Raw genomic sequence first — 26,130 nt, forward strand, 5'->3', positions numbered from 1 at the left:
GATCCCACGCCGCCGAGTGCCGCGCAGTAGGCGTGGGATCGGGAGACGTGCCTACGCCAGTCTGGTGAGCCAGGCTCGGGTGTCGGGGGTGCGGCCGTACTGGAGGTCGAGCAGGCTGCTGCGGATCGACCGGGTGACCGGGCCGACGCCGTAGTCGATGGAGTGATCGCCGATGGTGAGGTCGCCCTCGGGCCAGGCGACCCGGCCGATCGGGGTGATGACCGCGGCCGTGCCGGACGCGAACACCTCGGTGATCTCACCGGTACGAACGCCGTCCTTCCACTCGTCCGCGGAGATCAGGCGCTCCTCAACGGTGTGCCCGAGGTCCTTCGCGAGCTCGACGACCGAGGCCCGGGTGACGCCTTCCAGGATCGAACCGTTCAACGCAGGCGTCGCGATGCGGCCGTCGGCGTACACGAAGAACATGTTCATGCTGCCGATCTCCTCGAGCCACTTGTGCTCGACCGCGTCGACGAAGGCGACCTGCTCGCAGCCGTTGGCGACCGCCTCGGCCAGTCCGGCGAGGCTGGCCGCGTAGTTTCCGCCGCACTTCGCCGCACCGGTCCCGCCGGGGGTTGCGCGGATGGTCGAGGTCGTCAGCCAGATGGAGACCGGCTTGGGGCCGGTGTCGAAGTACGGACCCGCGGGCGATGCGATGACCCCGAAGAGCACCTCCCGAGCCGGCCGCACGCTCAGCGCGGCCTCGGTGGCGATCATGTACGGGCGCAAGTACAGACTGGTCTCGCCGTCCTCGGCCGATGGCACCCATGGCTCGTCCACGGTCACCAATGCACGGAGCGCCGCGATGAACGCGTCCTCCGGAACGTGTGGCAGCGCAAGCCGCTGAGCACTCGCAGTGAATCGGGCAGCGTTGCGATCCGGCCGGAACGCCCACACGGATCCATCCGCATGCCGGTACGCCTTGAGGCCTTCGAAGATCTCCTGCGAGTAGTGCAGTACGGCGGCGGCCGGGCTGACCGTGAGTGGTGCGTACGCCGTCACCCGCGCGTCTTGCCATCCGCCCTCGGTCGTCCAGTTGGCCACGACCATGTGGTCCGTGAACGCCTGCCCGAACCTCGGCTTGGCCAGCACCTGCGCCCGAGCCTCCGCACTGGCCGGATCACTCCGCAACTCAACCGCGAAATCCCAAGCGCCTGTCACCGTCGTCTCAGCTGTCACCCTCCGCACGCTACTCCCGTCACTGTCCCGGCCACGACCCGCTGCCCACACTCCGGCCGCTCAGGTACGCCCGTCGCTCCAGAAGCACCTGCAGATCCCGTACGCCGAGCAGCCCGGGCTCACGCTGTCGTGCAGCGGACAGCACCCGGTCGGCGTCGTCGTACAAGTAATAGGTGTGCCACTCGTCCGGAAGCTCGACCAGCACCCGCATGGCCAGTGCCAGCGCGGCAGCGACCTCTCCTTCCAGCGCTAGGCACTCTGCCTGCGCCACCTGCAGCCTGGCCCGCTCGCCCAGGTTGTCGTCGGGACACAGCTCCAGCGCGCGTCCCAGCAGCAGACATCCGGCCGTCCCGTAGCCCAGGCTCGTGCACACTCGGCCTTCCAGACCATGCACCTGGTACGGCGGTAGGTCGTGCGTGCTTGCCGAGGGCAACGCATCGGAACAGCTGAGCACCTCCTGCAGAGCTCGGTGCGCCTCGACTGCCTCGCCCAGCGCGGCGAGCACCCGTGCACGCACCGCATGAGCCTGGAGAACGGCGCTCGGCCGAACCAGTCCGTGCTGCGCAAGCGCCAACGCGTCGTCGGCCAGCTCCAGCAGTTGCGGCAGGGGCCTCCGCTCCGCCAACCCGCTGACCGCTTCGGCGGCCCGCAGCTCACTCCGGAGCCAGCCCTCGCCCGAGTCGTCCGCGATCGCTCGGCCGGCCCACCACCAACGCCGCGCACCGCGCGACTCCCCGAGCCCGGTCAGTGTCTCGGCGATCAGCACACACAGTCGCGTGGCCCGGACCGCTTGGGAGGCCACGTGCTCCGGCCCACGAGCCTGCAGCAGCTGCAGCTCACTCACGAGCTCCGGCAACAGCCGACCCGGCGGAACACTGTGGGGGTCTCCGCATTCGTCGACCGCGTCCTCTCCGCCGTACCCACTGGTCAGCTGATGCCACGCCGCGCCCAACGGATCCAGGGGGAGCGGCTCGACTGGGGTGGCTCTGCGGTGTTTCTCCGCGTAGGTGTCGGTCAGCTGGTGGCCGGTGCCGAGCTCGCGGTCGCAGAGGCGCGCCAGGTCGGCGGATCCCGGGCGTTGGCCGCGCTCCACCTGCGACAGGTAGCTGTAGTCGTACCCGACGCGACCTGCCAGTTGCCGCAGGCTCAAGCCGACCGCCTGCCTGCACTGCCTCAACTGCGTGCCGAACCTTGCTCCGATAGCTGTCCCAGAACTCGTTTCAGCCACAGGATCACCCCCGCTCACTGGTCCGCCTGGTGGTTGCGGTGCGTGTCGATGACGTTACGAGCCCCCACCGACAAAACCAGCCCAAGCGGGGCAGTCAGGGGTGTGGGCTGTTCTCACAGCCCACAGACCACACCTGTTGTGCACAGCGCGCGCTGGGCGATTGTTCAGAGGTGAACACGATGCAGCGACAGGCTCGCCTCTTCCGTCTGGTCCGCCACACCGACCCCTCCGGCGTCCACGGGATCGGCACGCTCGCAGAGGGCGTGGAGTGGTCGGACGGCACCGTTGCGCTGAGGTGGCGCGGTCCGTGGCCGAGCACGTCGACCTGGGACGGCGGGGTCGACTCTGTGCTGTCAGTCCACGGCGCCGGCGGCCGCACCCAGATCCACTGGCTCCCCACTGCACCCGAGCTCGTGAGCAGGACGTCCGCACCGCCGAGACCAGCAGAACGCGTGCACACCGTCTGGCTGCCGGGGCCCGGCCTGGACGGCCTGTGCTCCCGCTGCGGTCAGCCCTGGCCGTGTCTCAGCTGCGGACCGTAGCCACCCGGGCCGAGTGAGGTGAGACACCGCTGCCAGGCGCGTGCTGATCCGGTTTAGTCTGAGGAGATTTGGTCGGGTGCGGAAGGGGTGGTGCCGAGTGGCGGACGGTACGGTTGTGGATCCGCTGGACGAGCTGGATGCGCAGTTGGCACGGCTGCGGAATGTCGCCGACGAGCTGCGCGGGGCGCGGGGGCGGCCGGTGCTCGAGGGCAACCAGATCGAGCTGATCGAGGACGGGCCGACCCTGCTGCGCGCGTACGAGGAGTTGCAGAAGAACTCCCGGTACGAGGTGCGCGTGCTGGATCGGCCGCCGTACGTGACGCCGCCCTCGACCCAGCAGAAGCTGGAGCTGGACCGGCTCGGGGACGGCGTCGAGTACCGGGCGATCTATGGGACGGAGATCTTCGAGTCCGAGGACATCATGGGGGTGCTGCCGGAGCTGCAGGCGGCCGGCGAGGTGGGCCGGGTGCTGGCGCAGGTGCCGATGAAGATGGCGGTGGGGGATGACCACACCGCGCTGATCGGATTGACGAAGCGGGCGCCGGCCGAGTCCAACCTCCTGATCAGATCGTCCGGATTGCTCGACGGGTTGATCGCGACGTTCGAGATGTTGTGGGCGTTGGCCATCCCGATGCCCGCACTGCTGGCCAACGGAGAGGTCCCGGCGCTGCGGGCGCCGGACCGGGACATCCTGCTCTTGCTCGCCGGTGGCGCGACGGACGACATGATCAGCCGGCGGTTGCGGATCAGCCCTCGGACGACCCAACGCCGGGTCCGCGCGCTGATGGAATCGCTCGGCGCGCAGACCCGGTTCCAGGCGGGTGTTCAGGCCGCCCGGCGTCGCTGGATCTAGTTCAGCGTCACCACCGTCCCGGCCCGGTTCGGGAACTCGACGAAGCCGGTGGAGCGCTTGTCAGTCGGCAGACCCGACCAGGACGCGGTGACCTGGAAGGGCTTGAACGCCGCTGGTGCGACCGGCGGGCTGACCTGCAGCGCACGACCCGACGTGGACGCCACCACGTTGGTCTGCATCGTGTACTGCGTGGTGTCGGCGCCCGGCGGGTTGGTCAGCGTGATCGCGAGGACACCCCACACGCCAAGGGTCGGTGCCGGGACAGTCGCCGACGCCTGGTTGGAGCCGTCGCCCACGAAGGACAGCAGCTGCATCTGACCGTTCACGACCTTGTAGAGCACCAGCCAGATGCTGCCGGCCGGGTCCACGGTCTTGATGTTCCACTGCACGGCCTTGGTCTGCGCGGTCACCGTGACCGGGTAGTTCGGCAGATCCGCATCCGCAGCACCAGCGGCTACGGCGCCTGGCACGAGCGGAGCCGAGACCACGCCGTACGAACGGATCGGAGCGCCTGCAGCACCCGAGGTCGCCTCGAAGGAGACACTGCCGGAGGCGCCGGAGCCGGTGACGTTGGCCGGTGCCAGCACCGACGTCGGGACCACGGCGATGGGACTACGGACAGTCTTGCCCGCGCCCTGCCAGTTCAGCCAGCCGCTGGTCGTGTCACCGGAGGCTCCGGTGTCCAGCGTGAGCTTCACCTTGAACGTCTTGGTCTGACCCGCTGCAGTGAAGTTCAGGATGGACGGTGTCACCTCGGCCTTCATGCCCGGCACCGAGACGGTCGCTCGGTACAGCCCCGGCGTCACAGCAGTCACGCGGCGGGTGATTGTCTGCGTGCCCAGCAGTTGGCCGACCGCGATGGACGGAGCGTTGTAGTCACTCGGGTCGATCGCCGGTGCGCCGGTGCCGGTGTCGACACCGCTGCCTTCCAAGTAGCCCAGCCAGTCCGCATCACCCGAGTCGTAGATCAGTCCGGGATCCAGCATCTTCGACGGCTGCACCTCGCCGGCACCTCGGTCGAAGGGGTTGCTGTTGACGGCGCCAGTAGAGGTCAGTACGTCGCCGGCAGTCGTCATCAGCGCGGACTTGACCGCCATCGGCGACCAGTCCGGGTGCGCTGACAAGTACAGCGCGGCCAGGCCGGCCACATGCGGCGCGGCCATCGACGTACCCGAGTAGAACGCGTAGCTCTGGCCGGCGTTCGTCGGCGGTGCGACCGCGGCGAGCACGTTGACACCCGGTGCCGCGAGGTCCGGCTTCAACAGATCGCCATGGCTCGAGGTCGACGGTCCACGCGACGAGAAGTCGGCCATCTGCGGGTAAGGGTCGCCGGTGCCGCTGGTGTTCCCCGGCACAAGCTCAGCGGTCGCGTTACCGCCGGCCGCGTACGCCTTGACGGTCAGCGCGGCCGGCACGTTGAGGTGCACAGTCGGTACGACGTGGGAGTCGCCGAGCGCGTCCTGGTCGAACAGGTTGAGCAGCACCATCCCCACACCGCCGGCCCGCTTCACCTCGGCGGACTTGTCCACGCGGGCGCCCACGCCGCGCTCACACACGACGATCTTGCCCGCGGTCTTGGCCGGGTCGAGCGTGCCGGGCAGACACCCCAGTGCGTCGGAGTCGCTGGCCGTTGCGGTCTTCACAGCCGGACCGCCGACCAGGGGGTGTACACGGGTGTTGGCAGCGATGCTCGTGCTGATTCCGGCGTACTTCTGCCCGTTGCCCAGCACAACAGTCCCCGCGTACGGCGCTACCGTGCTCGCGCCGACCGTGGTCACCCACGGCGAGGTGTTGTCGAGCGTGGACGCGTCAGGACCGGAGTTGCCACCGGCCGCGGACACGAAGATGCCGGCCGAGGCCGCGGACAGGAAGGCGAGCTGGACCGGGTCGGTGTGCGCGGACTCGAAGATCGAGCCGACCGAGTAGTTGATGACGTCGACTCCGTCGGCCACCGCCTGGTCGATCGCGGCCAGGATGTCCGACGTGAAGCCACCGGAGTTCTGGCCGTCCTTGCCTTCCCAGAGCGCCTTGTACACGGCGATCTTGGCGGCCGGGGCGACGCCGGAGACGGTGCCATAGTTGATACCGCCCACTGCGACGTCGACGCCCGGGTTGCCTGCGGCGGTCGAGGCAGTGTGGGTGCCATGGCCCTGTCCATCACGCGGTGAGACGTAGTCCGCCCGTGCTTCCGGTGGGACGAAGCTGAGCCAGCCGTCACCGAAGTACTTGGCGCTGATCAGCTTGGTGTTGCACAGATCGGCGGTGAACTCCTCACCAGCCTCGCAACTGCCGGTGAACGTATCGCCGTCGGCCTTCTGCATGACGGTGGTGTCGCCAGAGCGGTACGGCTGGTAGGGGTTCGCTGCGGTCGGGGGTGTCGTGCCGAGCGCGGGTCCGGCGAAGGACGCGCTCTCCGGCCAGACGCCGGTGTCGACTACGCCGACTACGACTCCCTTGCCGGCTGACGACGTACCGCCGAGTGCGTTCCAGACTCCGGTCTTGCCGGACAGTTTGAGGAAGTCAGTCGACTTGCGGTCGTCCAGGGCGACGCGTAGCTGGTCGGGGACGACCGAAACCACGCCTGCTGTCTTGCTGAGCTCGTTGACCTGCTTGGAGGTCAGCGAGGCGGTAAAGGCGTTCAGTGCGGTCGAGTAGTCGCGAGAGACCTTGGCGCCGACGTGCGCCGCGACCTCTGCGTGCTTGGAGCCCAGGAAAGCGCGGTAGCGCTTGGCGTCGGTGCTGTTGACCTCCACCTTGCGACCGGCCGCAGGCTTGGTCGCCTTGAGACCGCTCACGCCACCTTGGTACGTCGCCACCGGCTTGTCGGTCAGTGTGACGACGTACCGGCCCGGTGCGAACGTCGGCAGCCCCAGTGAGGTGGCTGCCGATTCGGCCGGTGGTTGTGCGGAGCCTGGTGGAGCCACCAGGGCGGTGGTGATCAGCACGGCGCCGGCCAGCAGAGCAGCGCGGCGGCGCAGGTTCGGATGGTTCACGTGATGCCTCCACGAAAGGCGCGGGCGGGACGCCGAAGAGCCTGCCAATCTGCCGCTGCCCGCACACTGTTTTGGCTTCAAGTAGCCGCTGGCGAAAACCTGCCATTCCCGTCGTCGGGATCCGGACAGGGTCGGGTATCCGACGGCTGCGACGCATTGACCTGTAGTTATGGAGCGTCTCTACTTAATCGCTATGCGATGGCTTGCGGTTGTCTTCGGGGTCCTCCTGGCCGGCATCACGGTGCCCGCGCAGGCCGCCAACATCCTGACCAATCCCGGGTTCGAGTCGGGGTCACTGAGCGGCTGGAGCTGCTCCGGCGGCTCGGTCGTCACCACTCCGGTCCGAACCGGTGGCTATGCACTCAACGGTGGGGTTACGAGTTCCGACTTCGCGCAGTGCAGTCAGACGGTGTCCGTGCAGCCCAGTACGTCGTACACGCTGTCGGCCTGGGTGCGTGGCACCTATGTCTATCTGGGTGTCACCGGCGGCACGTCCACCTGGACGCCATCCGCTGCGAACTTCTCCCAGCTGAGCCTCTCCTTTACTACCGGGGCAAGTCAGACGTCCGCACAGATCTATGTGCACGGCTGGTACGGCCAACCGGCGTACCAGGCCGATGACTTCAGCCTTGACGGCCCTGGCGGCACTCCGGGTGCTCCGAGCGCTCCTGGTACGCCGACAGTCACCGGTACGACGAACTCCGCCATCTCCCTGAGTTGGCCGGCAGCAACAGGCACAGTCACCGGCTACCGCGTGTATGAGGGCGCGAGCGTCGTACAGACCGTCACTGGTACGACGGCAACCGTCAGCGGACTCGTGGCGTGCAGCAGTCACACCTACTCGGTAGCGGCGTACAACAGCGTGGGTGAGTCGGCCAAGTCGGCGGCAACAACAGGTACGACGGGAGGCTGCACCAGCACGGGATTGCCGAAGCACGCGCTGATCGGCTACCTGCATGCGAGCTTCGCGAACGGATCCGGGTACGTGCGGATGGCCGACGTACCGGCCGAGTGGAACATCATCAATCTGGCCTTCGGAGAGCCCACGTCGGTCACCTCCGGCGACATCCGCTTCAACCGGTGCCCGGCGACAGAGTGCCCGAACGTGGAGAGCGATGCGGACTTCAGTGCCGCGATCCGGGCCAAGCAGGCGGCCGGGAAGAAGGTGCTGATCTCGATCGGCGGTGCGAACGGGCAGGTGCAGCTCACCACCACGGCGGCCCGGGACGCGTTCGTCAGCTCGGTCAGCGCGATCATCGACCGGTACGGGCTGGACGGGCTGGACATCGACTTCGAGGGACACTCGCTGTACCTGAACGCCGGTGACACCGACTTCCGCAACCCGACCACACCGGTGATCGTCAACCTGATCTCGGCGCTGAAGACGCTCAAGGCGAAGTACGGCGCGAAGTTCGTGCTGACGATGGCGCCGGAGACGTTCTTCGTACAGGTCGGGTACCAGTTCTACGGCGGTGCGGGCGGTGGCGACAACCGGACCGGGTCGTACCTGCCGGTGATTCACGCGATGCGGGACGCCCTGAGCGTGCTGCACGTCCAGGACTACAACTCGGGGCCTGTGATGGGGCTGGACAACCAGTACCACACCATGGGCGGCGCGGATTTCCACATCGCGATGACCGACATGGTCAAGGCCGGATTCCCGGTAGCGAACACCGGTCAGACGTTCCCTGGTCTACGGGACGACCAGATCGGGTTCGGCCTACCGGCTGCGGTCAGCGCCGGCAACGGCTACACCGCCCCGGCAGCCGTACATCAGGCGCTCGACTGCTTGGTGGAGGGGCAGAACTGCGGTGGCTACACGCTTCGCGGCGGCACGTCGTCGGCGTTCCGCGGGCTGATGACGTGGTCGATCAACTGGGACCGCTACTACAACTGGGAGTTCCAGAACAGCCACGCGCCGTACCTCGCGGCCCTGCCCTGAGACCGTCGATCCGCGGTGCCACAGCCCCGCGGATCACGGGCCTCGGCGGCCCGGTCCGTGCCCCAGCCCCCGCGGACCGGGCCGAAGCCTGTGGATTACCGATCCCGCTTTATGGGTTTGCGCTGGTATGAAGGAGGCATGACAGCGTCAACGACCCGCCCGGTGATCCTCACCGTGGACGACGACCCCGGCGTTTCCCGGTCGATCGCCCGTGACCTCCGCCGCCGATACGGCGAGGAGCACCGCATCGTCCGGGCGGAGAACCCGGCCCAGGCGCTGGACGCCCTGAAGGAGCTGAAGCTCCGCGGCGAACCGGTCGCCCTGCTGCTGGCCGACTACCGGATGCCCCAGATGTCCGGCATCGAGTTCCTCGAGGCCGCGATGGACCTGTTCCCGCTCGCCCGCCGCGTGCTGCTGACGGCGTACGCCGACACCGACGCGGCGATCCAGGCGATCAACGTGGTCGACCTCGACCACTACCTGCTCAAGCCGTGGAACCCGCCGGAGGAGAAGCTCTACCCGGTGGTCGACGCGATGCTCGACCTGTGGAAGGAGACCCCGGAGCCGTCCACGGACGAGACGAAGGTGATCGGCCACCGCTGGTCCGCGCCGTCGTTCGCGGCCCGTGACTTCCTGGCGCGGAACGCGGTGCCGTACCGCTGGTTCAGCGTCGACGACGACGAGAGCCAGCGGCTGCTCGCCGCGGCCGGCATCGACGGGTCCACCCTGCCGGTGGTGATCACCGCGGACGGGACGGTGATGGTCGCGCCGAGCGAGGCGGAGCTGGCCGACAAGGTCGGGCTGTTGACCGCTCCCACCCAGGATTTCTACGACCTCGTCGTGGTCGGCGGAGGCCCGGCCGGGCTCGGCGCTGCGGTGTACGGCGCCAGCGAGGGACTGCGGACCGTCCTGGTCGAGCAGTTGGCGACCGGCGGCCAGGCCGGTCAGTCGAGCCGGATCGAGAACTACCTGGGCTTCCCGGACGGGGTGTCCGGGGCGCAGCTGACGGACCGGGCCCGGCGGCAGGCGGTGCGGTTCGGGGCCGAGCTGCTGACCGCTCGTCAGGTGGTGGGGCTGGAGACGCTCGGCAACGCGCGGCGGCTGATGTTCTCCGACGGCAGCGAGATCTCGTCGCACTCGGTGATCCTGGCGACCGGGGTGTCCTACCGGACCCTCGAGGCTCCGGGCGTCGACGACCTGTGCGGTCGCGGGATCTACTACGGCTCGGCGACGACCGAGGGTCCGGCCTGCGCCGGCCAGGAGGTCTACATCATCGGCGGGGCGAACTCCGCCGGCCAGGCCGCGGTCTATTTCTCCAGGCATGCCAAACGCGTGCATATGCTGGTCAGAGGACCATCGCTCACGGCGACGATGTCGTCGTACCTGATCGACCAGATCGACGGCATCGACAACATCGAGGTGCACACCTGCACGCAGGTCGTTTCCTGTAAGGGCTCGGAGCACCTCGAGGTGTTGACCCTGCTGGACAGCCAGACCGGCGAGAGCCGCGAGGTGAGCACGGAGTGGATGTTCGTGTTCATCGGAGCGGCGCCCCGCACGGACTGGCTGCCGACGGATCTGCACCGCGACGAGCGCGGCTTCGTGCTCACCGGACCGGACCTGCACGGCAAACCGCCGGGCTGGCCCCTGGACCGGGAGCCGTACCACCTGGAGACGAGCATGCCGGGCGTGTTCGCCGCCGGCGACGTCCGGGCCGAGTCGGTGAAGCGGGTCGCCTCCGCGGTCGGCGACGGAGCGATGGCCGTGACACTGGTGCACCGATACCTGGAGATGCTCTGATGACTGACCAAACCGTGGAGCCGCGGCGGCTGACTCCGGACGAGCTGCGCACGCTGTTTCTCTTCGAGAGCCTGACGGACGAGCAGTTGCAGTGGCTCGCCGGGGTCGGGTACGTCGAGTCCTGGCATGACGGGATCGTGTTCAACGAGGGAGACGAGGCGACCTGCTGCTACGTCCTGCTGTCCGGGGAGATCCGGCTCTGCAAGCTGTCGCACGGTGAGCTGGTCGAGATCAACCGGACCGGCCAGCGCGGGGTCTACTCCGGTGCGTTCAACGCCTTCTTCGGTGCCGCCGACCACAAGTCGTACACGGCGACGATGCAGGTGATCCAGCCGTCGGAGTTCTTCGTCATCGGCGCCGAGACCATGGCGACGATGATGAACACCTGGTTCCCGATGGCGGTGCACCTGATCGAGGGCTTCGTGATGGGCATGCGGCGGACCAACGAGACGCTCGGCGAGCGCGAGCGGTTGCTTGCCCTCGGCTCCTTGTCGGCCGGTCTCACGCACGAGCTGAACAACCCGGCCGCGGCGGCGGTTCGGGCGGCGGCGACCTTGCGGCAGCGGGTCTCCGGGATGCGGTCCAAGCTGGCGATGCTCGCCGACGGCACGCTGGACGCGACGAAGCTGCACCAGATCGTCGCGCTGCAGGACGACGCGGTCGAGCGGCTGGAGAAGAACAAGGACAAAGACGTCTCGCCGATGGAGTTGTCCGACGCCGAGGACACGTTGACCGATTGGCTCGACGACCACGACGTCCAGGCCAGCTGGGACGTCGCGCCGGTGCTGGCCGCGGCCGGCCTGGACGTGCCGTGGATGGAGGCGGTGCTGACCGCGGTCGGCCCGAAGTACCTCGAAGGTGCCGTGCGGTGGCTGATGTACACGATCGACACCGAGTCACTGATGAACGAGATCGACGACTCGGTCACGCGGATCTCGACGCTTGTCGGTGCCGCGAAGCAGTACTCCCAGATCGACAGAGCGCCGTACCAGACCGTCGATCTGCGCGAGCTGCTGAAGTCCACGCTGGTGATGATGTCGGGCAAACTGCAGGGCCTCGAAGTCGTGAAGGACTTCGATCCCGAGCTGCCGCCGATCCCGGCGTACGCCGCCGAGCTCAACCAGGTGTGGACGAACATCATCGACAACGCGGTCAGCGCGATGGGCGGCTCCGGCACGCTCACGATCCGGACCCAGAAGGACGGCGCGTACGCGGTCGTCGAGATCGGCGACACCGGTCCGGGCATCCCGGCGGAAATCCGGCGCCGCATCTTCGAGCCGTTCTTCACCACCAAGCCGATCGGCGAAGGCACGGGCCTGGGTCTCGACATCTCCTGGCGCATCGTGGTCAAGAAGCACCACGGCGACCTCCGCGTCGAATCCGAACCCGGCAACACCCGCTTCAAGGTCGTCCTCCCCCTGGACCCGGAGAAGGAACTGGAGTCCGACCCGGCGCTCCTTTCGTAGCTCAGCGCAACCAGTTGAGGATGGCGGTGAGAGCCTCGGGGTCGACGTGCTGCGCGGTTTGGTAGTCGGCCAGCGTCGAGGGCTCGGTGCCGGGGAAGAACAGGTGGTTGTCGGCCGCAGGATCTTGATGGTTGCGGTCGGGAGGGCTTCCCGCCAGGCGGGGAGGTCGTCGGCGACCGTCACCTGGTAGTCGCGGCCGCCCTGGAGGACGAGGATCGGTACGTCGAGCTTCGCGGCTGTGGCGACGGCGTCGTACTCGCGGAGGTCGAGCCAGTACGACCCCGGCATGCCGAATGGGAGGTCCGCGGGTGGGGTGTCCGGTGAGAGGTCCGGGCTGTCGACGACGGCGGCCTGGCGTTCGAACAGCTCGATCGTCCCCGGTGGAACGGCTTCCGGGTTCGTGGTGCTGAGGTAGGTCATCACGCGGACGGCGGCGTGGTGCATGGGCTGGGTGTCGCCGGCCATGATGACGAGTCCTGCTACCAGCGGTTCCTCGGCCGCGATCTTCGGTGCGACCTTGCCGCCCATGCTGTGGCCGATCAGGAAGACCTGATCGACGTACTGCTTCAGCGTGTGTACGGCGGCGATCGCATGCGGGACGTACTCCGCCGTCATGGTGAAGCCCGGTTCGGCCATCGCCTCGGGCCGGTTGGCGGTGAGCTTGTCGAAGCGCAGCCGTTGGAGCTGCTCGGGCATCCGGTCCGGTTGCGCGTCGTGCATGCGCTGCGCGGCGGGCGTGAGCTGACGACGAGCGAGCTGGGTGAGCGGATCCAGGATGTCTCGAAGGCGACGCTGTACCGGCATGTCGAACTGCTGGCCGAGGGCGGGATCCTCGAGGTCGCCGAGGAGCGGCGGGTGCGCGGTGCGGTCGAGCGGCGGTTCCGGCTGCGGCAGGAGCGGGCGTCGATCAGTGCTGAGCAGGTGGAGCAGCTCACCGTGGATGATCACCGGCGTGGGTTCGCTGCCGCGATGGCTGCGCTGGTGGCCGAGTTCAACGCGTATCTGGATCACGAGGATGCTGACCCGGTCGGCGATCTCGTCGGGTATCGGCAGCACGGAGTTTGGTTGAGCCGGGACGAGCTGGAGCAGCTGATCGAGGGGATGCGAGCGGCGATCCTCCCGGTCCTCACCAACGAGGCCACGCCTGAGCGGAAGCGTTATCTGCTCAGTCCGATCCTGTTCCCCGTCGAGGACTAGTCACATTTCCTCGCGTGGATCCGTCAACTGGACGTACCCGAAACGACGAGGAGACGATCATGCAGTCGAGTGTCGTGCGGTTTCACACCTACGTCGTGGAGCCCAAGAATCTCGAAGAGTTTCTCACCCGCCGTGCCGCGGTGATCGACCTGATCCGCGCCGCTCACCCGGGCCTGATCGCGACCAGGCTGGTTCGGCTCGAGGATGACAGCTACACGGACACGTGGCAGTGGGAGTCGATGGCGGCGATGGCCGCGGCGTTCCCGATGGCGAAGAGCCCCGAGGCGGCCGCAGCCTGGTCCCTGACCTCCGACTCCTCAGCCGTGAACGGCGAGGTCGTCGCCGACCGCTGACACCAGGGCGCAGGTCGCGGGTGGAAGTGGCGGGCGATGGAGATCAGGGGATTGGCTGGGTGGCTTCCAGGTCGGCGATGGCTGCTCGGGCTGCGGTGGTGAAAGACCAGAAGAGTCGCAGGGTGGTGTTCTTGCGGTCCGCCCGGGTGTTGATGCGGAACATCGCCCGACGCAGCGGGGTCGTGAGCTCGAGTTGGGCGCCGACGCCGAGGAGTGTGCGGTTGGCGATGTTGAGGGGCTCGTCGCCGTTGAGGTCAGGGACGGAGTCGGCGTCGATGGCGCGGATGCGGGCTGCGGTGAGTCTGGTCAGGAGATGGGACTTGAAGGTGGTGTTGAGGCCGCCGACGAGGACCGCTTGGGTGCCGTTCGGTAGTTCGGCCTCGGACGTCGTGCAGCCGTGGAGGCCGACAGCGTTGAGGGAACCCGCGGCGAGGGCTCGTGCGACATGGTCGTCGCAGCCGGTGGACGTGACGTGGAGTTCGCTGTTGCCGGAGTCACGCAGGCCCTCGAACATCCAGTAGTCGTGGAGCGGCCCGTCAGCCGGGGTCGGGATGAGGTCGGCCGGGTGGTAGCCGGCGATCGCCAGGCACAGCTCCGACGTACCGGCCTCGATGCCACCGCCATGCGGGGCCAGGATCGTGGTGCGCTGGACGGCAGACTGCTCGGTCAGGTCATCGTCGAACCACTCGTGCCGCCGAAACCTCCGCGCGTAGTCGACGCCCTCGGTCAGCCCGGGGTCGGCGTACAAGTCGGTGTTGGACGCAAACTTTCGCGATGTCCCCACGCCGATCTCCCTCCCGCCCACTCTGAACTTAGCGCGGCGATGCGTACCTAAGAACAGACATCCCTGGTGTTAGGTGTGTCAAGCGGCGGTGGTTGTGGTGCGGTGGGCCCAGGCGGTGTCGGGGTTGTAGAGGGTTCGGGTTTTGAGGCAGCCGTGGAGGATGCCGACGAGTCGGTTGGCGATTTGGCGTAGGGCGGCGTGGTGGCCGAGGCCGCGGCTGCGGAGTTGGTCGTAGTAGGCGCGGACGTGGGGGTCGTGCAGGGTGGCGGCGGAGGCTTGTAGGTCGAGGGCGTTGACGAGCCGGTTGTTGTGGATGAACCGGGCGTGGACTGTTTTGGTTTTGCCGGATTGGCGGGTGATGGGTGCGGTGCCGGCGTAGTTCTTGCGGGCTTTGGAGTCGTGGTAGCGGCCGGGGGCGTCGCCGAATTCTGCGAGTGCCCGGGCGCCGAGGATCTTCCCGAGGCCGGGCTGGCTGCGGTAGATCTCAACGTCCGGGTGCCGGCCAAAATAGGCCTCCACTCCGTCCTGCAGGGCTGGTATCTGGGTGTTCAGGGTCTGCAGGATGGCGATCGTGGAGCGCACCGTGGCGGCGTAGGCGTCGGTGACCAGATCGGGCAGCCCCAACTGTTCGGTGCGCAACGCGGCCTGGATCGCGGCCGCCCGGGCCGGAACATCACCGCGCCGGGCGGCGGTCTTCAACGCCGCCGTGATCTGGGCGATGGTGAGCCTCCTGGCGGCCGCCGGGGTGGGCGCCTTGGCCAGCAGCGCCAGCACGTCGGGGCTGGTCAACGTCAACGTGCCCAGCTGGTATGCGGCCAGCGCGGCCGGGAAGTAGTCCCGCAGCGCCGACCGCAACCGCAGCATGTGCCGGGTCCGTTCCTGGACCAGTCCCTGATGCGCCCGGGTCAGCACCTTGACGCCGTCCGCGACCTGCGAGTCGGGCTCGATCACGCGGAGCTGGTGGCGCCGGGTGCGGACCATGTCGGCGAGGGTGTGCGCGTCGGTCTTGTCGTCCTTGGCGCCCGAGATCGAGATGACCTCCCGATGCCGCGCGGCCTGCTTCGGGTTCACCCCGAACACCTGATACCCGGCCGCGATCAACGCACCAACCCAGGGCCCCCGATCGGTCTCAATCCCGACCACGACCTGCTCCGGACCCTCAGCATCTCCCAGGAATTCCGCCACCAACTCGTGGAGTTTCACCATCCCGGCGATCCCGTCACCAACCCGTGCACGCGCCAGGACCCGGCCCTGGTCGTCCTCGACCTCGAGGTCATGATGGCCTTCGGCCCAGTCATCACCAACGAACAACACGATCCACTTGTCCCCTCACGCACTCGATGAGTGTCAGCAGCAGCCGGCAGGAGACCCCGGCGCCCTAATGGATCAGTGCTCACACCAACCAGCAGTGGGCACGACATCCCATCAGCCATTCACGTCTCCCGACCACCGGCAAGGGCACGCTCTGTCCACAGGGCTCCAAGCCCAGGAGGTAGGAGTGCTCACTTGCCAGCGGCTACCAGACACCGAGTCTGCCAGCGACCGACCCGATAACACCCATTAGGAGGTGGTCCGGTTTCTGGACGCAGGGCTGGGGGACTCACGCTCAGCCGGGGGCATACGTAGACGACTACGTCCTGTTCTTAGGTACGGCGATCAGCGGAGAGCGGTGCCGTGGGTGTGGGACAGGAGGTGGAGGTCGTCGCGGGTGGGGAGGGATTCCCAGTCGCCGAGGGCGGTGACGCAGAAGGCGCCGGAGGTGGTGGCGCGGTCGAGGCGGGCTTCGGGGGCGAGGTTGTCGAGGGTGGCGGAGAGGTAGCCGGAGACGAAGGCGTCGCCGGCGCCGATGCTGTCGACGACGGTGACCGGGAGGGCGGGGCGGTGGATGGTGCCGTCGGACGAGTGGGCCCAGGCGCCCTTGCCGCCGGCGGTGACGACGACCTGGTCGACGGTGCTGTGGGCCAGGAGGTCGGCAACCGGGTCGGCGGCATCGGTCAGGAGGTCGAGCTCGTCGTCGGAGGCGAAGACGGTCTGGACATGGAGGAGGAGCTCGCGGAGAGCGGCCGCGGCGTCGGGGCGGGACCACAGTCGAGCGCGGTAGTTGACGTCGAGGGAGACCTGCACGCCTGCGGCGAAAGCTGTGCGTACGGCGGACAGCGTCGCGGCGCGGGCGGTGTCCGAGAGAGCCGGGGTGATGCCGGTGACGTGGAGCAGGCGTGGTTGCGTTGCGTCGATCGCGGCGACGCACTCGTCCACGGTGAGGGTCGATCCGGCCGAACCGCGGCGGTGGTAGCTGACCCGGGTGATGTCGTGTGACGGTTGGTCGAACGCGATGAACCCGGTGAACGACTCGTCCGAGAACCGCAGCCGGCTGGTGTCGACGCCCTCGGCGCGCAACGTTCGCTGGATCAGGCGGCCGGGCTCATCGTTGCCCACGGCACCTACCCAGGTGGCCTGGTGTCCGAGCCTGGACAGGCCGATGGCGACGTTGGTCTCCGAGCCGGCGATCGACAGGTGTGCGTCACCGCCGAGCCGCATCGGGCGGGCGGTGCGCAACGAGACCATGGTCTCGCCGAGGGTGAGCAGGTCGGTCATCGAGGAGCTCCGGGAGGTGATGATTCGGGAGTTAGACGCCAAGCGTGGTGCGGAAGGTGGCGGCTCGGGCGGCCAGGTCGGACTGCGATCCGCCGGTGCCCGCATCGCCCTGAAGCGGAGAGCCGACGCCGACAGCGAGAGCCCCCGCGGCCAGGTACTCCGGGGCGGTCGCCGCATCGACACCGCCGACGGCGATGAGGGGTGCGTCGGGAAGCGGAGCGCGCAGCTCGCGGAAGTAGCCCGGGCCATAGACCTTCGCCGGGAAGATCTTCACCGCGGTCGCGCCCAGGTCGAGGGCAGCGACGACCTCGGTTGGGGTGAGGGCACCGCACAGCAGCGGGAGCCCGAGCTCGACGCTGCGCCGGGCGCCCCGGGTGATGGCAGGGGTGACGACGAAGCCGGCGCGGGCGGCGGCGACCTCGTCGGCCTGGGCGGCGGTGATGACGGTGCCGGCGCCGATCAGGATGCTCGGGTCGTACTCCGAGCGGGCCTTGGCGATCGCGTCCACCGCGCCGGGCGTGGTGAGGGACACCTCGAGAGCGGTGATCCCGGCCTCGACCAGGGTGTGGATGCACTCCAGAGCGCGATCGGCTCCGTCGGCGCGGATGATGGCGAGCATCTTGCGGTCGCGGAGTTCGGCAAGCAGATCCATGGTTCCCAACCTATTTGATCGACTAGACATAGGACGTCCGATGAGCTCTGGCTCAAGACGCCGGATTGTGGCTAAATTACTAACTGAACAACCGCCCCGTTGTTTACTTTCAGGAGGCATCCGCCCATGCCCAAACGACTCGCCCGCGGACGCCGTACGTGCAGTTCAGTGAGGACGACGGGAAGACCTGGAGCAAAGCCAACAACATCGGTGACCAGATCGACGATCCGGCCTGGGGCTGGTACGCGACCGGGCCGGTGCACGGCATCCAGCTGACCCGCGGTACGCACGCCGGCCGGTTGGTGGCGGGGACCAACTACGACAACGGAGCCGGTCTGAACGCGGGCCAGCTCGTCTACAGCGACGACCACGGCGAGACCTGGCACAAGGGTGCGACCGATCTGCGCTCGGACGCAACGCCTCAGGAGATCAGCGTGGTCGAGAAGGTTGACGGCGGCATCTATGCCGGTGCCCGCAACAACGCCGGCAGCGCTGGAGACAGCCGGATGTTTGCGGTCAGCAACGACGGCGGTCAGACGTACGTGGCGCCCTACGCAACGATCGCCGGTCTGACCACACCGACGGTGCAGGGATCGTTCCAACGGCTGCGGGCGGTCGATCAAGGCGACAAGTACAACCGGATCCTGTTCGCTGCCCCCGCCGATCCGGAACGGCGCCGGTACATGACGATCCGGTCCAGCTTCGACGAAGGCAAGACCTGGCAGTCCGTTGCCGATGGCACCCGGATCACCAGCGACTGGTCCGGCTACTCCGACATGGCCATCCTCGACACCGGCGAGATCGGGCTGCTGTACGAAGGTGGCTCGGTCGACGCCCGGGATCAGATCCGCTTCGCTCGCTTCACCGAGACCGACATCGGCCACCCCGACGCACCTCTCGGTACGACGACGCCCGACGTCTCCGGCTACGGCAACAACAGCTACCTCCGCGGCGGGACGACGTCGGTCGCCGGGAAGTTCGGCCAGGCGCGCGACCTCGACGGAACCGATGACGCGATCCAGTTGCCGTTCGCCGAGTCGCTCGCGGTCGGCGCGGGTGACTTCACCGCGATGGCGTGGATCAAGTACGGCGCGAGTACGGCGAACCAGGCGATCTTCTGGGGTTACGGGATCAACGAGTTCTCGCAGTTCTGGCTGCGCGCCGAGCCGGGTGACAGCCGGATCCGCGGTCTGATCACGACCGGCGGAAGCACTGCCGCCGTCGCGACGACCAAGGCCTACAACGACAACGCCTGGCACCACGTCGCCCTGCAGCGTAAGGCCGGCACGCTGTCGATCTGGGTCGACGGAATCCAGGCGGCCGGCGTCACCGCGCCGGCCGGATCGGTGAGCCCGGGCCGTCCGTTCAAGATGTACGTCGGCCAACGGTTGGACGGCGCGCATCACTTCGACGGGTCGATGGACGAGGTCCGCCTCTACAAGCGGGCGCTCACGTCGACCGAGCTCAACAGCATCCGCACCACGAACAGCACGACGGTGCCGAACGTCGTACTCGACCTGCCGCTCGGGTGACATCACACTGACCTGGCGGAGAAGGTCAGCCGCCAGGTCAGTTCACCGTTGGCGGGAACCACCGCGGCATCGTCCGGACCCGCCTCGGCAAGGTCGAACACCCGGCCGAGCATCGGCTCCACCCCGAGACTCCGGTACGGCGCTTCGTCCGGGAAGCCACCCAGATTGCGCCAGAACGCCGTGGATACTGGTTGCCCAGGGCAACTCAACGTCAAGGTGAGCTCGGCCCCACGGTCCCGGACCGAAACGGTCGGGCAGTCGACCAAGACCCCGCCGACCGCGGTCCCGTCGGACGGCCCGTAGGTGGTCAGGTCGAGTGGGGTCGGCCACGGGGTGGCGACCCAAGGTGCGTCGTCAGGCCAGGTCCAGGGCAACAACGGAGCGGCCTCCGGGTAGAGCCGGCAGACGGTCCCACCAGGCACCGAGAGGGTGGTGCCGACAGCGCAGTCGAGAAGAGCGTGCGCGGCCCAGATGAAACGGAAACCGGCCGGAGCCTGCAGCCGATAGTCGACGGTGACGGTGTCCGTGCCGGGGGTGAAGGCCCGAGTCAGGATCGCGTCGTCGTAGGTGACCGTGGTATCCCAGGGCTGGTTCCACAGGCCGCCGTGGTCAGGTGTGCCACGCACTGTGGGGAAGCACTCGTCGAGACCGCCGGCGTCGATGAAGGTCGCGAGGCCGGCACGTGGTCCGGCGAGCAAGCCAGGTCCGGCCCATAGCCATTCACGGCCGGCCAGCCACAGGGACGTCCATCGACCCCCGTCAATCGGGTCGATGGTCACTACACGGCCGGCTGCGGCTTGCTCGGTCACCATTCGGCGAAGGAGCCGTCTTCGTGGGTCCAGACCGGGTTGCGCCAGGCATGACCAGTCTTGTCGGCGGCGCGGACGGCGGCCTCGTCGACCGTGATTCCCAAGCCAGGCAGGGGATTCCACTCGGCATGGCCGTCGACCCAGGCGAACGGCGCCGGGTCTGCGACGTACGACGTGAGGTCGCTGGTCAGGTTGTAATGGATGCCCCGGCTCTGCTCCTGGATCAGGAAGTTCGGCGTCGCGAACGACACCTGCAGACTCGCCGCCAGCGAGATCGGCCCGAGCGGACAGTGCGGCGCCAGCATCGCGCCGTGCGTGTCAGCCAGTACGGCGATCCGCCGCAGCTCGGAGATCCCGCCCGCATGGGACACGTCGGGCTGGACGACCGCGACGCCGGCGTCGAGCGGCGCCACGAATTCGGTGCGGTGGTAGAGCCGCTCGCCGAGCGCGACCGGAACCGTCGAGGTGCTGACGACTTCCGCCAGGTGGGTCATGTGCTCGGGCAGCACCGGCTCTTCGACGAAGAACGGCTGCAGGTCCTCGACGGCGTGCAGGATCCGGCGTGCGCCGGCTACTCCGACCCGGCCATGCAGGTCGATGGCCACGTCGCGGTCGTTGCCGAGGGCCTCCCGGGCGGCGGCCAGCCGGGCGACGATGTCGTTGATCTCGGCAAGAGACGGCGACGGCTGGATCCGGCCGCTGCCGTTCATCTTCACCGCGGTCATCCCGGCGGCGACCTGTTCCGCGACGGCGTCCCCGACCTCGGACGGCTCGTCGCCACCCACCCACGAGTACACGCGCACCCGGTCGCGGACCCGTCCACCGAGCAGTGCCGCGACGGGAGCGCCGTACACCTTGCCGGCGATGTCCCACAGCGCGTGGTCCAGCCCGGCGACGGCACTACTCAGCACCGGACCGCCGCGGTAGAAGCCGCCCTTGGTCAGGACCTGCCAGTGCCGCTCGATCTGCAACGGATCCTGGCCGATCAGGTACTCCGACAGGACGTCGATCGCGGTCCGGACGAGCTCGGCCCGTCCTTCGACCACGGGCTCGCCCCAGCCGACGACGCCGTCGCTCGTCTCGATCCGGCAGAACAGCCAGCGCGGTGGGACCAGGAATGTCTCGATCCGCTCGATCTTCACCGGCGCCGTCCACGGGAGGAACCGCGCACCTCGGTGAGGTCCTCCGCGGCCTTGGCCAGCAGCTCCCGCATCGCCTGCTCGGCAGCGACGGAGTCGTGCGCCCGGATGGCGTCGAGCACGCGGCGGTGGCTCGGTATCGGGTCGTCCGACGGCTTCACCTTGTGCACCAGCCGGTCGCGATCGGCGAGCCCGGTCTCCATGATCACTTCCATCTTCGTCAGCAGTTCGTTGCCCGTTGCCGCCAGCAACGCCCGGTGGAACGCGAGGTCCGCGGCCGCCGCGGCGAGGTTGTCACCGGCGGACTCCATCGCTGCGAGCGCCTCGTCGAGTGCCGCGAGGTCTGCGTCGTCGGATCGCAGCGCGGCCAGCCGGGCGGCGGCCGGTTCGACGATCCCGCGCACCTCGTGCAGCTCCTCGAGCAACTCGGGCCGGGCGTCGGCGTCCTTGAAGTGCCAGCGGATCATGTCCGCGTCGAGCAGGTTCCAGTCCGAGCGCGGGCGGACGAACGTGCCGCGCTTCTGTCGCGCGTCGACCAGGCCTTTCGCGGTCAGGACCTTCAACGCCTCCCGGACCGCGGTCAGGCTGACCCCGAGGTCGGACTGCAGCTCGGTCACGTTGATGGTCGCGCCTTCTGGGATCTGCCCGGACAAGATGCGCTCGGCCATCACCTCCACGATCTGCCCGTGCAGCCCTCGCGACACCCCGCGCTGAATCCCCGTCACACCGTTCTCCCTCATGCAGAGTCCTTCGCCGCGGACCATCCGCCGTCGACCACCAGGCTGGCGGCGGTCACGTACGACGCCTCCGCCGACAACAAGAACGCGACCACCTGAGCCACCTCGTCCGGCTGCCCGAGTCGCCCGATCGCCGTCGCCCGTGCACTCTGCTCCCGGCCCTCGGCGTCGACGCGGTCCCACATCGCGGTCTCGATCGGACCCGGAAGCACGGTGTTCACCCGGATCGAGCCGCCGTACTCGACGGCCAGCTGGCGGCCGAGGGCGACCAGCGCGCCCTTCGTCGCCGCGTACGCCGGATGCCCGGGCAGGCCCGCGAGAGCGTGCACCGACGACATCAGTACGACGGATCCCGCGGCGGCCGCCAGGTCGTCGTACAGCGCCTGGAACCCGAGGAACGCGGCGGTCAGGTTGACGTCGAGCTGTCGTTGCCAGGACAGCGGCGACAGCTCGTGGGCGGGCTTCACGTCGGCGAAGCCCGCGTTGCTGACGAGTCCGTCGATCGGGCCGAGCTCGTCGCGACCGCGGGACCGCACCTCGGCCCAGGTGTCCGGTGCCGAGACATCACCCAGTACGGCGATCGCCCGGCCGGGGACCTCCTTGGACGGCTGGACGTCGACCTGCACCACCGAGGCGCCCTCGGTCAGGAACCGCTCCACACAGGCAGCACCGATTCCCGACGCCGCGCCGGTCACCACGATCACCCGCCCACCCAGCCGCACCCGCCACTCCTCCCACGCCGACTCCCACCCAAGCACGTGCGGCGGAGCGTTCCAACGATGAACGAGGCACCAGTTGACCGTGACGTCGCTGTCGCGTCAAGCTATTTGCTCGTAATTTACGAATTAATATTGACACCTGGGGCCGCTCGCCGCAAGATCGTCGGCAACAAGGACCACTCACTCGACTGGCATGACCGTCGAGGCGATCTCAGGAGTTGGCATGACGGGTCTGGCAGCAGATCGGCGGACTTTCCTCAAGGGACTCGGCGCGCTCGGGGCGGTTGCCCTGGTGCCCGGGTGCGCGACCTCGACGAAGAGTCCCGGCAGCGGTAGCGCGGCGACTGGTGAGCTCGCGCTGCAGTCGAACCTCTCCAGCGAGCAGGCCAAGGCCGCGATGGAGAAGCTCGTTGCTGCGTACAACAAAACCGGCGGGTCCCAGGTCAAGCTGAACACGGTCGCGTCGGAGATCTTCCGGACCCAGCTGCCGACGTACCTGACCTCGGCGAACCCGCCGGACGTCTACACCTGGTACGCCGGCTCCGTCGCGGACTCGTACGCGAAGAAGGACCTACTGCTCGACGTGACGAGCGTGTGGGACGGCATGACGAACTACCCGAAGTCGATGCAGACGCTGTCCACCAGCAGCGCCGGGCAGAAGATCTTCGTGCCGACCAGCTACTACTGGTGGGGCATGTTCTATCGCAAGTCGAACTTCGCCAAGTGGGGCGTGACGCCGCCGAAGACCTGGGACGAGTTCCTGGCCGTCTGCAAGACCATCCAGAGCAAGGGCATCCCGCCGATCGGGATCGGTCTCGGCGACACCCCGTGGGTCGCGTCGGCGTGGTTCGACTACCTGAACATCCGGATCAACGGTGCGCCGTTCCACCGCCAGCTGCTCGCCGGCGAGGGCCGCTTCGACGACCCGAAGGTGAAGGCGGTCTTCACGAAGTGGCGCGAGGCGCTGCCGTACTTCGACCCGAAGGGCAAGTCGTTCCCGTTCCAGGAGGCGACGTCGGCGCTGCTGGCCGGTAAGACCGGGATGTTCCTGATCGGCACGTTCTTCGCCGACTCGGCACCGAAGGACGCGCTGGACGACATCGACTTCTTCCAGTTCCCGATCATCGACCCCGCCGTGCCGGTTGCTGAGGAAGCGCCGACGGACGGGTACTTCGCGTCGAAGAAGGCGAAGGATCCCGACGGCGTGAAGAAGTTCATGACCTGGCTGGCGACGCCCGAGGCGCAGGAGATCTACGTACAGAGCTCGTCCGGTACGGCGATCCCCGCGAACCCGGACGGGAAGTCGGCCGACACCCCGCTGGTGAACAAGGGCAAGGCGATGATCGAGAGCGCGGCCGAACTGACCCAGTTCTTCAACCGCGACTCCAGCGACGCCCTCCAGCCGACGGCCGACGCCGCCCTCACCAAGTTCCTCGACAAGCCGGACCAGATCGACCAGATCCTCAAGGACTGGCAAGCCGCCGCAGAAAAGGTCTTCAACGCGTGACTTCCACCTTGACAGAGACGGCTCCCGGCCGGTCCGCACCACGGGCCGGCGGGGGTGCGTCCCGCCGTACCAAGAACTCCGGGCCGCGCCGGGTGTCGCCGCTGATCCTGGCGTTTGTGCTCGTGCCGTTCCTGATCGAGGCCGTGTGGGTGTTCTGGCCGGCGATGCAGGGGTTCTGGTTGTCGCTGACGAGTTGGGACGGGTTGTCGGCGCCTCGGTTCGTTGGATTCGGCAACTTTGGCGACATGGTGTCGGATCCGATCTTCCGGACCGCGCTGAAGAACACGGCGATCTGGCTGGTGTTGTTCGGTGGGCTGAGTGTGGTCGGCGGGTTCGGGATGGCGCTGCTGTTGCAGAAGGAGCGCCGTGGCGTCGGTATCTACCGGGCCGCGCTGTTCACCCCGGTGGTGTTCTCGCTGGTCGTCACCGCGCTGATCTGGCGGGTGTTCTACCAGCCGGATGGACTTGTCGACACGGTGTTCCGATCCGTTGGCCTGGGCAACTTCATCCGGCCGTGGCTCGCCGATCCCGACACCGCCCTGTACGCCGTCATCGTGCCGGCGCTGTGGCGCCAGATCGGGTACGTGATGGTGCTGTACCTGGCCGGTCTGAAGGCCGTCGACCCGGCGCTGTACGAAGCCGCGAAGGTGGACGGCGCCTCGGCCTGGCAGCGGACCAGATACGTCACGATCCCGCAGCTCAAGGGCGTGAACTCCGTCGTGTTGTCGGTGATCGTGATCGACTCGCTGCGGTCCTTCGACATCGTCTGGTCGATGACGAGGGGCGGTCCGTACCACTCGTCGGAGCTGCTCAGCACCTACATGTACTCGACCGCGTTCCAATCCACCCAGCTGGGCTACGCGTCCGCGCTGGCCGTGGTGATCTTCCTGCTCGCTCTCGCCGTGATCCTCGGCTACCTGATCCGCGCCTTCCGGGAGGAATCGTGAACCGGCTCAAGACGTCGGGCTACCACCTGACGATGGGGCTCGTCTCGTTCCTGTGGATCGCGCCGATCCTGTGGGTGATCGTGATCTCGTTCCGCAGCTTCGACGACGTCGCCGCGAACGGGCTCGGGTCGTTGCCGCACTCGTTCACGTTCTCGACGTACAAGTCGGCGTGGGAGGACGCGGACGAGTTCCGGGCACTGATCAACAGCCTGCTGGTGACGATTCCGGCGGTGCTCCTGAGTCTCGGGCTGGCGTCGATCGCGGCGTACGGGCTGGCGCGGTACAACATCCCGTTCCGGCGGACGGTGTTGCTGCTCATGCTGATGGGGAACCTGCTGCCGCCACAGATCCTGCTGATCCCGATCTCGCGGTTCGTGGAACTGATCGGGTACTACGACACGCTCATCGCACTCATCGCCGTGCATGTCGGGTTCGGGCTCGGGTTCTACACGTTCGTACTGCACGGGTTCATGCGGGATCTGCCGCGGGAGATCCAGGAGGCGGCGACGATCGACGGTGCCGGTCCGGGGAAGATCTACTCGGCCGTGATCCTGCCGCTGACCCGGCCGGCACTGGCCGCGCTCGGTGCGTTGTCGTTCACCTGGATCTTCAACGATCTGCTCTGGTCGATCACGGTGATCCGCTCCGGCGAGAAGATGCCGGTCACCCCGGCGTTGCTGGGTCTTCAGGGTCTCTTCGTCTCTTCGTGGAACGTGATCGCGGCCGGTACGGTCATTGCCGCTGTCCCCACGGTCGCCGTGTTCCTCCGCTTCCAGAAGCACTTCGTCGGCGGGCTGGCGATCGGAGCCGTCAAGTGAAGACGTGGACTCTCCGCGGCACCACCACGTCGTACGTCGTCGGTGTCCCGGACCACAACCAGTGGGCCCAGTTGGTTGCCTGGGGCCCGCACGCCGTCGCCGACGGCCCGTCCACCGTCGCGCCGGCCGGCACCGAACACTTCCTCCCACGAGCCGACGTAGAACCCCTCGAGTACGCCGTCCGCGGCGTCCGCTACGCGGCACCCGTGGACCTGGTCGTGAGCGGCCCCGACGGCGTGGGGGGGACGGGCCCGCCGGGAGGGCCCCCCCCCCCACGGGGAACCCGGGGGGGGGAGGGGGTGGGGCGGGGGGGGGGACAAAGCCAACGACAGCACAAA

The 26,130-nt window shown here is 68.0% G+C and carries 22 protein-coding genes and 1 pseudogene; 11 read left to right on the forward strand and 12 right to left on the reverse strand.

The features are described from left to right. Nucleotides 1-51: 51 nt before the first annotated feature. Together AB0E63_RS16125 and AB0E63_RS16130 are read right to left on the reverse strand one after the other, a co-directional pair. On the reverse strand, nucleotides 52-1,179 hold the full coding sequence (locus AB0E63_RS16125) for a branched-chain amino acid aminotransferase (protein WP_360366051.1): 1,128 nt from the start codon (nucleotides 1,177-1,179) through the stop codon (nucleotides 52-54). 19 nt (nucleotides 1,180-1,198) lie between these two features. After that, nucleotides 1,199-2,425 carry a helix-turn-helix transcriptional regulator gene (locus tag AB0E63_RS16130; RefSeq protein ID WP_360366053.1) on the reverse strand — a complete coding sequence of 409 codons (1,227 nt, stop codon included), beginning with the start codon at nucleotides 2,423-2,425 and terminating at the stop codon, nucleotides 1,199-1,201. Between the two features lie 161 nt (nucleotides 2,426-2,586). On the opposite strand from AB0E63_RS16130, the gene AB0E63_RS16135 reads away from it, so the two are divergent. Continuing rightward, nucleotides 2,587-2,949 (forward strand): hypothetical protein, encoded by a 363-nt coding sequence (locus AB0E63_RS16135; protein ID WP_360366055.1) that lies wholly within the window; start codon nucleotides 2,587-2,589, stop codon nucleotides 2,947-2,949. Between the two features lie 97 nt (nucleotides 2,950-3,046). Next, nucleotides 3,047-3,802, forward strand: a complete 756-nt coding sequence (locus tag AB0E63_RS16140) for a helix-turn-helix transcriptional regulator (RefSeq protein WP_360366057.1) — start codon at nucleotides 3,047-3,049, stop codon at nucleotides 3,800-3,802. Here the strand turns inward: AB0E63_RS16140 and AB0E63_RS16145 are convergent. Continuing rightward, nucleotides 3,799-6,795, reverse strand: coding sequence for a S8 family serine peptidase (locus AB0E63_RS16145; RefSeq protein WP_360366059.1), 2,997 nt, complete (start codon nucleotides 6,793-6,795; stop codon nucleotides 3,799-3,801). The genes AB0E63_RS16140 and AB0E63_RS16145 overlap by 4 nt on opposite strands. 193 nt (nucleotides 6,796-6,988) lie before the next feature. On the opposite strand from AB0E63_RS16145, the gene AB0E63_RS16150 reads away from it, so the two are divergent. The 3 genes from AB0E63_RS16150 (at nucleotide 6,989) to AB0E63_RS16160 (ending at nucleotide 12,003) form a co-directional block, all read left to right on the forward strand. Further along, nucleotides 6,989-8,737, forward strand: coding sequence for a glycosyl hydrolase family 18 protein (locus AB0E63_RS16150; protein WP_360366061.1), 1,749 nt, complete (start codon nucleotides 6,989-6,991; stop codon nucleotides 8,735-8,737). Nucleotides 8,738-8,875: 138 nt separating this feature from the next. Further along, entirely contained in the window at nucleotides 8,876-10,537 is a 1,662-nt protein-coding gene (locus AB0E63_RS16155; RefSeq protein WP_360366063.1) for an FAD-dependent oxidoreductase, read from the forward strand. Then, nucleotides 10,537-12,003 carry an ATP-binding protein gene (locus AB0E63_RS16160; protein ID WP_360366065.1) on the forward strand — a complete coding sequence of 489 codons (1,467 nt, stop codon included), beginning with the start codon at nucleotides 10,537-10,539 and terminating at the stop codon, nucleotides 12,001-12,003. Before AB0E63_RS16155 ends, AB0E63_RS16160 begins: the two co-directional genes overlap by 1 nt. 192 nt (nucleotides 12,004-12,195) lie before the next feature. Here the strand turns inward: AB0E63_RS16160 and AB0E63_RS16165 are convergent. Beyond that, nucleotides 12,196-12,699, reverse strand: a pseudogene (locus AB0E63_RS16165) (alpha/beta fold hydrolase); the annotation flags it as partial. On the opposite strand from AB0E63_RS16165, the gene AB0E63_RS16170 reads away from it, so the two are divergent. Both AB0E63_RS16170 and AB0E63_RS16175 read left to right on the forward strand, forming a co-directional pair. Beyond that, entirely contained in the window at nucleotides 12,595-13,200 is a 606-nt protein-coding gene (locus tag AB0E63_RS16170; protein ID WP_360366092.1) for a helix-turn-helix domain-containing protein, read from the forward strand. The pseudogene AB0E63_RS16165 and the gene AB0E63_RS16170 sit on opposite strands and share 105 nt — an antisense overlap. Before the next feature lie 59 nt (nucleotides 13,201-13,259). Further along, the gene (locus AB0E63_RS16175; RefSeq protein ID WP_360366066.1) at nucleotides 13,260-13,553 is read left to right on the forward strand and encodes an antibiotic biosynthesis monooxygenase; all 294 of its coding nucleotides are present in this window, start codon (nucleotides 13,260-13,262) and stop codon (nucleotides 13,551-13,553) included. A 43-nt stretch (nucleotides 13,554-13,596) separates the two neighbouring features. Here the strand turns inward: AB0E63_RS16175 and AB0E63_RS16180 are convergent, their stop codons facing one another. The 4 genes from AB0E63_RS16180 to AB0E63_RS16195 all read right to left on the reverse strand — a co-directional run bounded on the left by AB0E63_RS16180 (nucleotide 13,597) and on the right by AB0E63_RS16195 (nucleotide 17,584). Next, nucleotides 13,597-14,337, reverse strand: coding sequence for a poly-gamma-glutamate hydrolase family protein (locus AB0E63_RS16180; RefSeq protein ID WP_360366068.1), 741 nt, complete (start codon nucleotides 14,335-14,337; stop codon nucleotides 13,597-13,599). A gap of 78 nt (nucleotides 14,338-14,415) precedes the next feature. Next, nucleotides 14,416-15,651 (reverse strand): IS110 family transposase, encoded by a 1,236-nt coding sequence (locus tag AB0E63_RS16185; protein ID WP_360366070.1) that lies wholly within the window; start codon nucleotides 15,649-15,651, stop codon nucleotides 14,416-14,418. Nucleotides 15,652-15,993: 342 nt separating this feature from the next. After that, on the reverse strand, nucleotides 15,994-16,932 hold the full coding sequence (locus AB0E63_RS16190; protein WP_360366072.1) for a sugar kinase: 939 nt from the start codon (nucleotides 16,930-16,932) through the stop codon (nucleotides 15,994-15,996). A gap of 31 nt (nucleotides 16,933-16,963) precedes the next feature. Further along, nucleotides 16,964-17,584 (reverse strand): bifunctional 4-hydroxy-2-oxoglutarate aldolase/2-dehydro-3-deoxy-phosphogluconate aldolase, encoded by a 621-nt coding sequence (locus tag AB0E63_RS16195; RefSeq protein ID WP_360366074.1) that lies wholly within the window; start codon nucleotides 17,582-17,584, stop codon nucleotides 16,964-16,966. 83 nt (nucleotides 17,585-17,667) lie between these two features. On the opposite strand from AB0E63_RS16195, the gene AB0E63_RS16200 reads away from it, so the two are divergent. Next, nucleotides 17,668-19,116 carry a sialidase family protein gene (locus AB0E63_RS16200; protein ID WP_360366094.1) on the forward strand — a complete coding sequence of 483 codons (1,449 nt, stop codon included), beginning with the start codon at nucleotides 17,668-17,670 and terminating at the stop codon, nucleotides 19,114-19,116. A 2-nt stretch (nucleotides 19,117-19,118) separates the two neighbouring features. Here the strand turns inward: AB0E63_RS16200 and AB0E63_RS16205 are convergent, their stop codons facing one another. The 4 genes from AB0E63_RS16205 to AB0E63_RS16220 form a co-directional block, all read right to left on the reverse strand. Beyond that, nucleotides 19,119-19,814: a hypothetical protein gene (locus AB0E63_RS16205; protein WP_360366076.1), complete on the reverse strand. Its 696-nt coding sequence runs from the start codon at nucleotides 19,812-19,814 to the stop codon at nucleotides 19,119-19,121. Nucleotides 19,815-19,921: 107 nt separating this feature from the next. Further along, nucleotides 19,922-21,067: a galactonate dehydratase gene (dgoD, locus tag AB0E63_RS16210; protein WP_360366078.1), complete on the reverse strand. Its 1,146-nt coding sequence runs from the start codon at nucleotides 21,065-21,067 to the stop codon at nucleotides 19,922-19,924. Continuing rightward, complete coding sequence (locus AB0E63_RS16215; RefSeq protein ID WP_360366080.1) at nucleotides 21,064-21,804, reverse strand: FCD domain-containing protein; 741 nt, start codon at nucleotides 21,802-21,804, stop codon at nucleotides 21,064-21,066. The genes dgoD and AB0E63_RS16215 overlap by 4 nt, the downstream gene beginning before the upstream one ends. Beyond that, nucleotides 21,801-22,523 carry an SDR family NAD(P)-dependent oxidoreductase gene (locus tag AB0E63_RS16220; RefSeq protein WP_360366082.1) on the reverse strand — a complete coding sequence of 241 codons (723 nt, stop codon included), beginning with the start codon at nucleotides 22,521-22,523 and terminating at the stop codon, nucleotides 21,801-21,803. Before AB0E63_RS16220 ends, AB0E63_RS16215 begins: the two co-directional genes overlap by 4 nt. 220 nt (nucleotides 22,524-22,743) lie before the next feature. Between AB0E63_RS16220 and AB0E63_RS16225 the strand changes: the two genes are divergently transcribed. Genes AB0E63_RS16225 through AB0E63_RS16235 form a run of 3 tightly spaced genes read left to right on the forward strand, consistent with a single transcriptional unit; the run spans nucleotide 22,744 to nucleotide 25,792 of the window. Next, on the forward strand, nucleotides 22,744-24,027 hold the full coding sequence (locus AB0E63_RS16225; RefSeq protein WP_360366084.1) for an ABC transporter substrate-binding protein: 1,284 nt from the start codon (nucleotides 22,744-22,746) through the stop codon (nucleotides 24,025-24,027). Then, the gene (locus tag AB0E63_RS16230) at nucleotides 24,024-24,974 is read left to right on the forward strand and encodes a sugar ABC transporter permease (RefSeq protein WP_360366086.1); all 951 of its coding nucleotides are present in this window, start codon (nucleotides 24,024-24,026) and stop codon (nucleotides 24,972-24,974) included. Before AB0E63_RS16225 ends, AB0E63_RS16230 begins: the two co-directional genes overlap by 4 nt. After that, a complete protein-coding gene (locus AB0E63_RS16235) occupies nucleotides 24,971-25,792 on the forward strand; it encodes a carbohydrate ABC transporter permease (RefSeq protein WP_360366088.1) in 822 nt (273 codons plus the stop codon). The genes AB0E63_RS16230 and AB0E63_RS16235 overlap by 4 nt, the downstream gene beginning before the upstream one ends. Nucleotides 25,793-26,130: the final 338 nt, after the last annotated feature.

Origin of the sequence: Kribbella sp. NPDC026596 (assembly GCF_040638415.1) — a bacterium.
Classification (GTDB): Bacteria; Actinomycetota; Actinomycetes; order Propionibacteriales; family Kribbellaceae; genus Kribbella.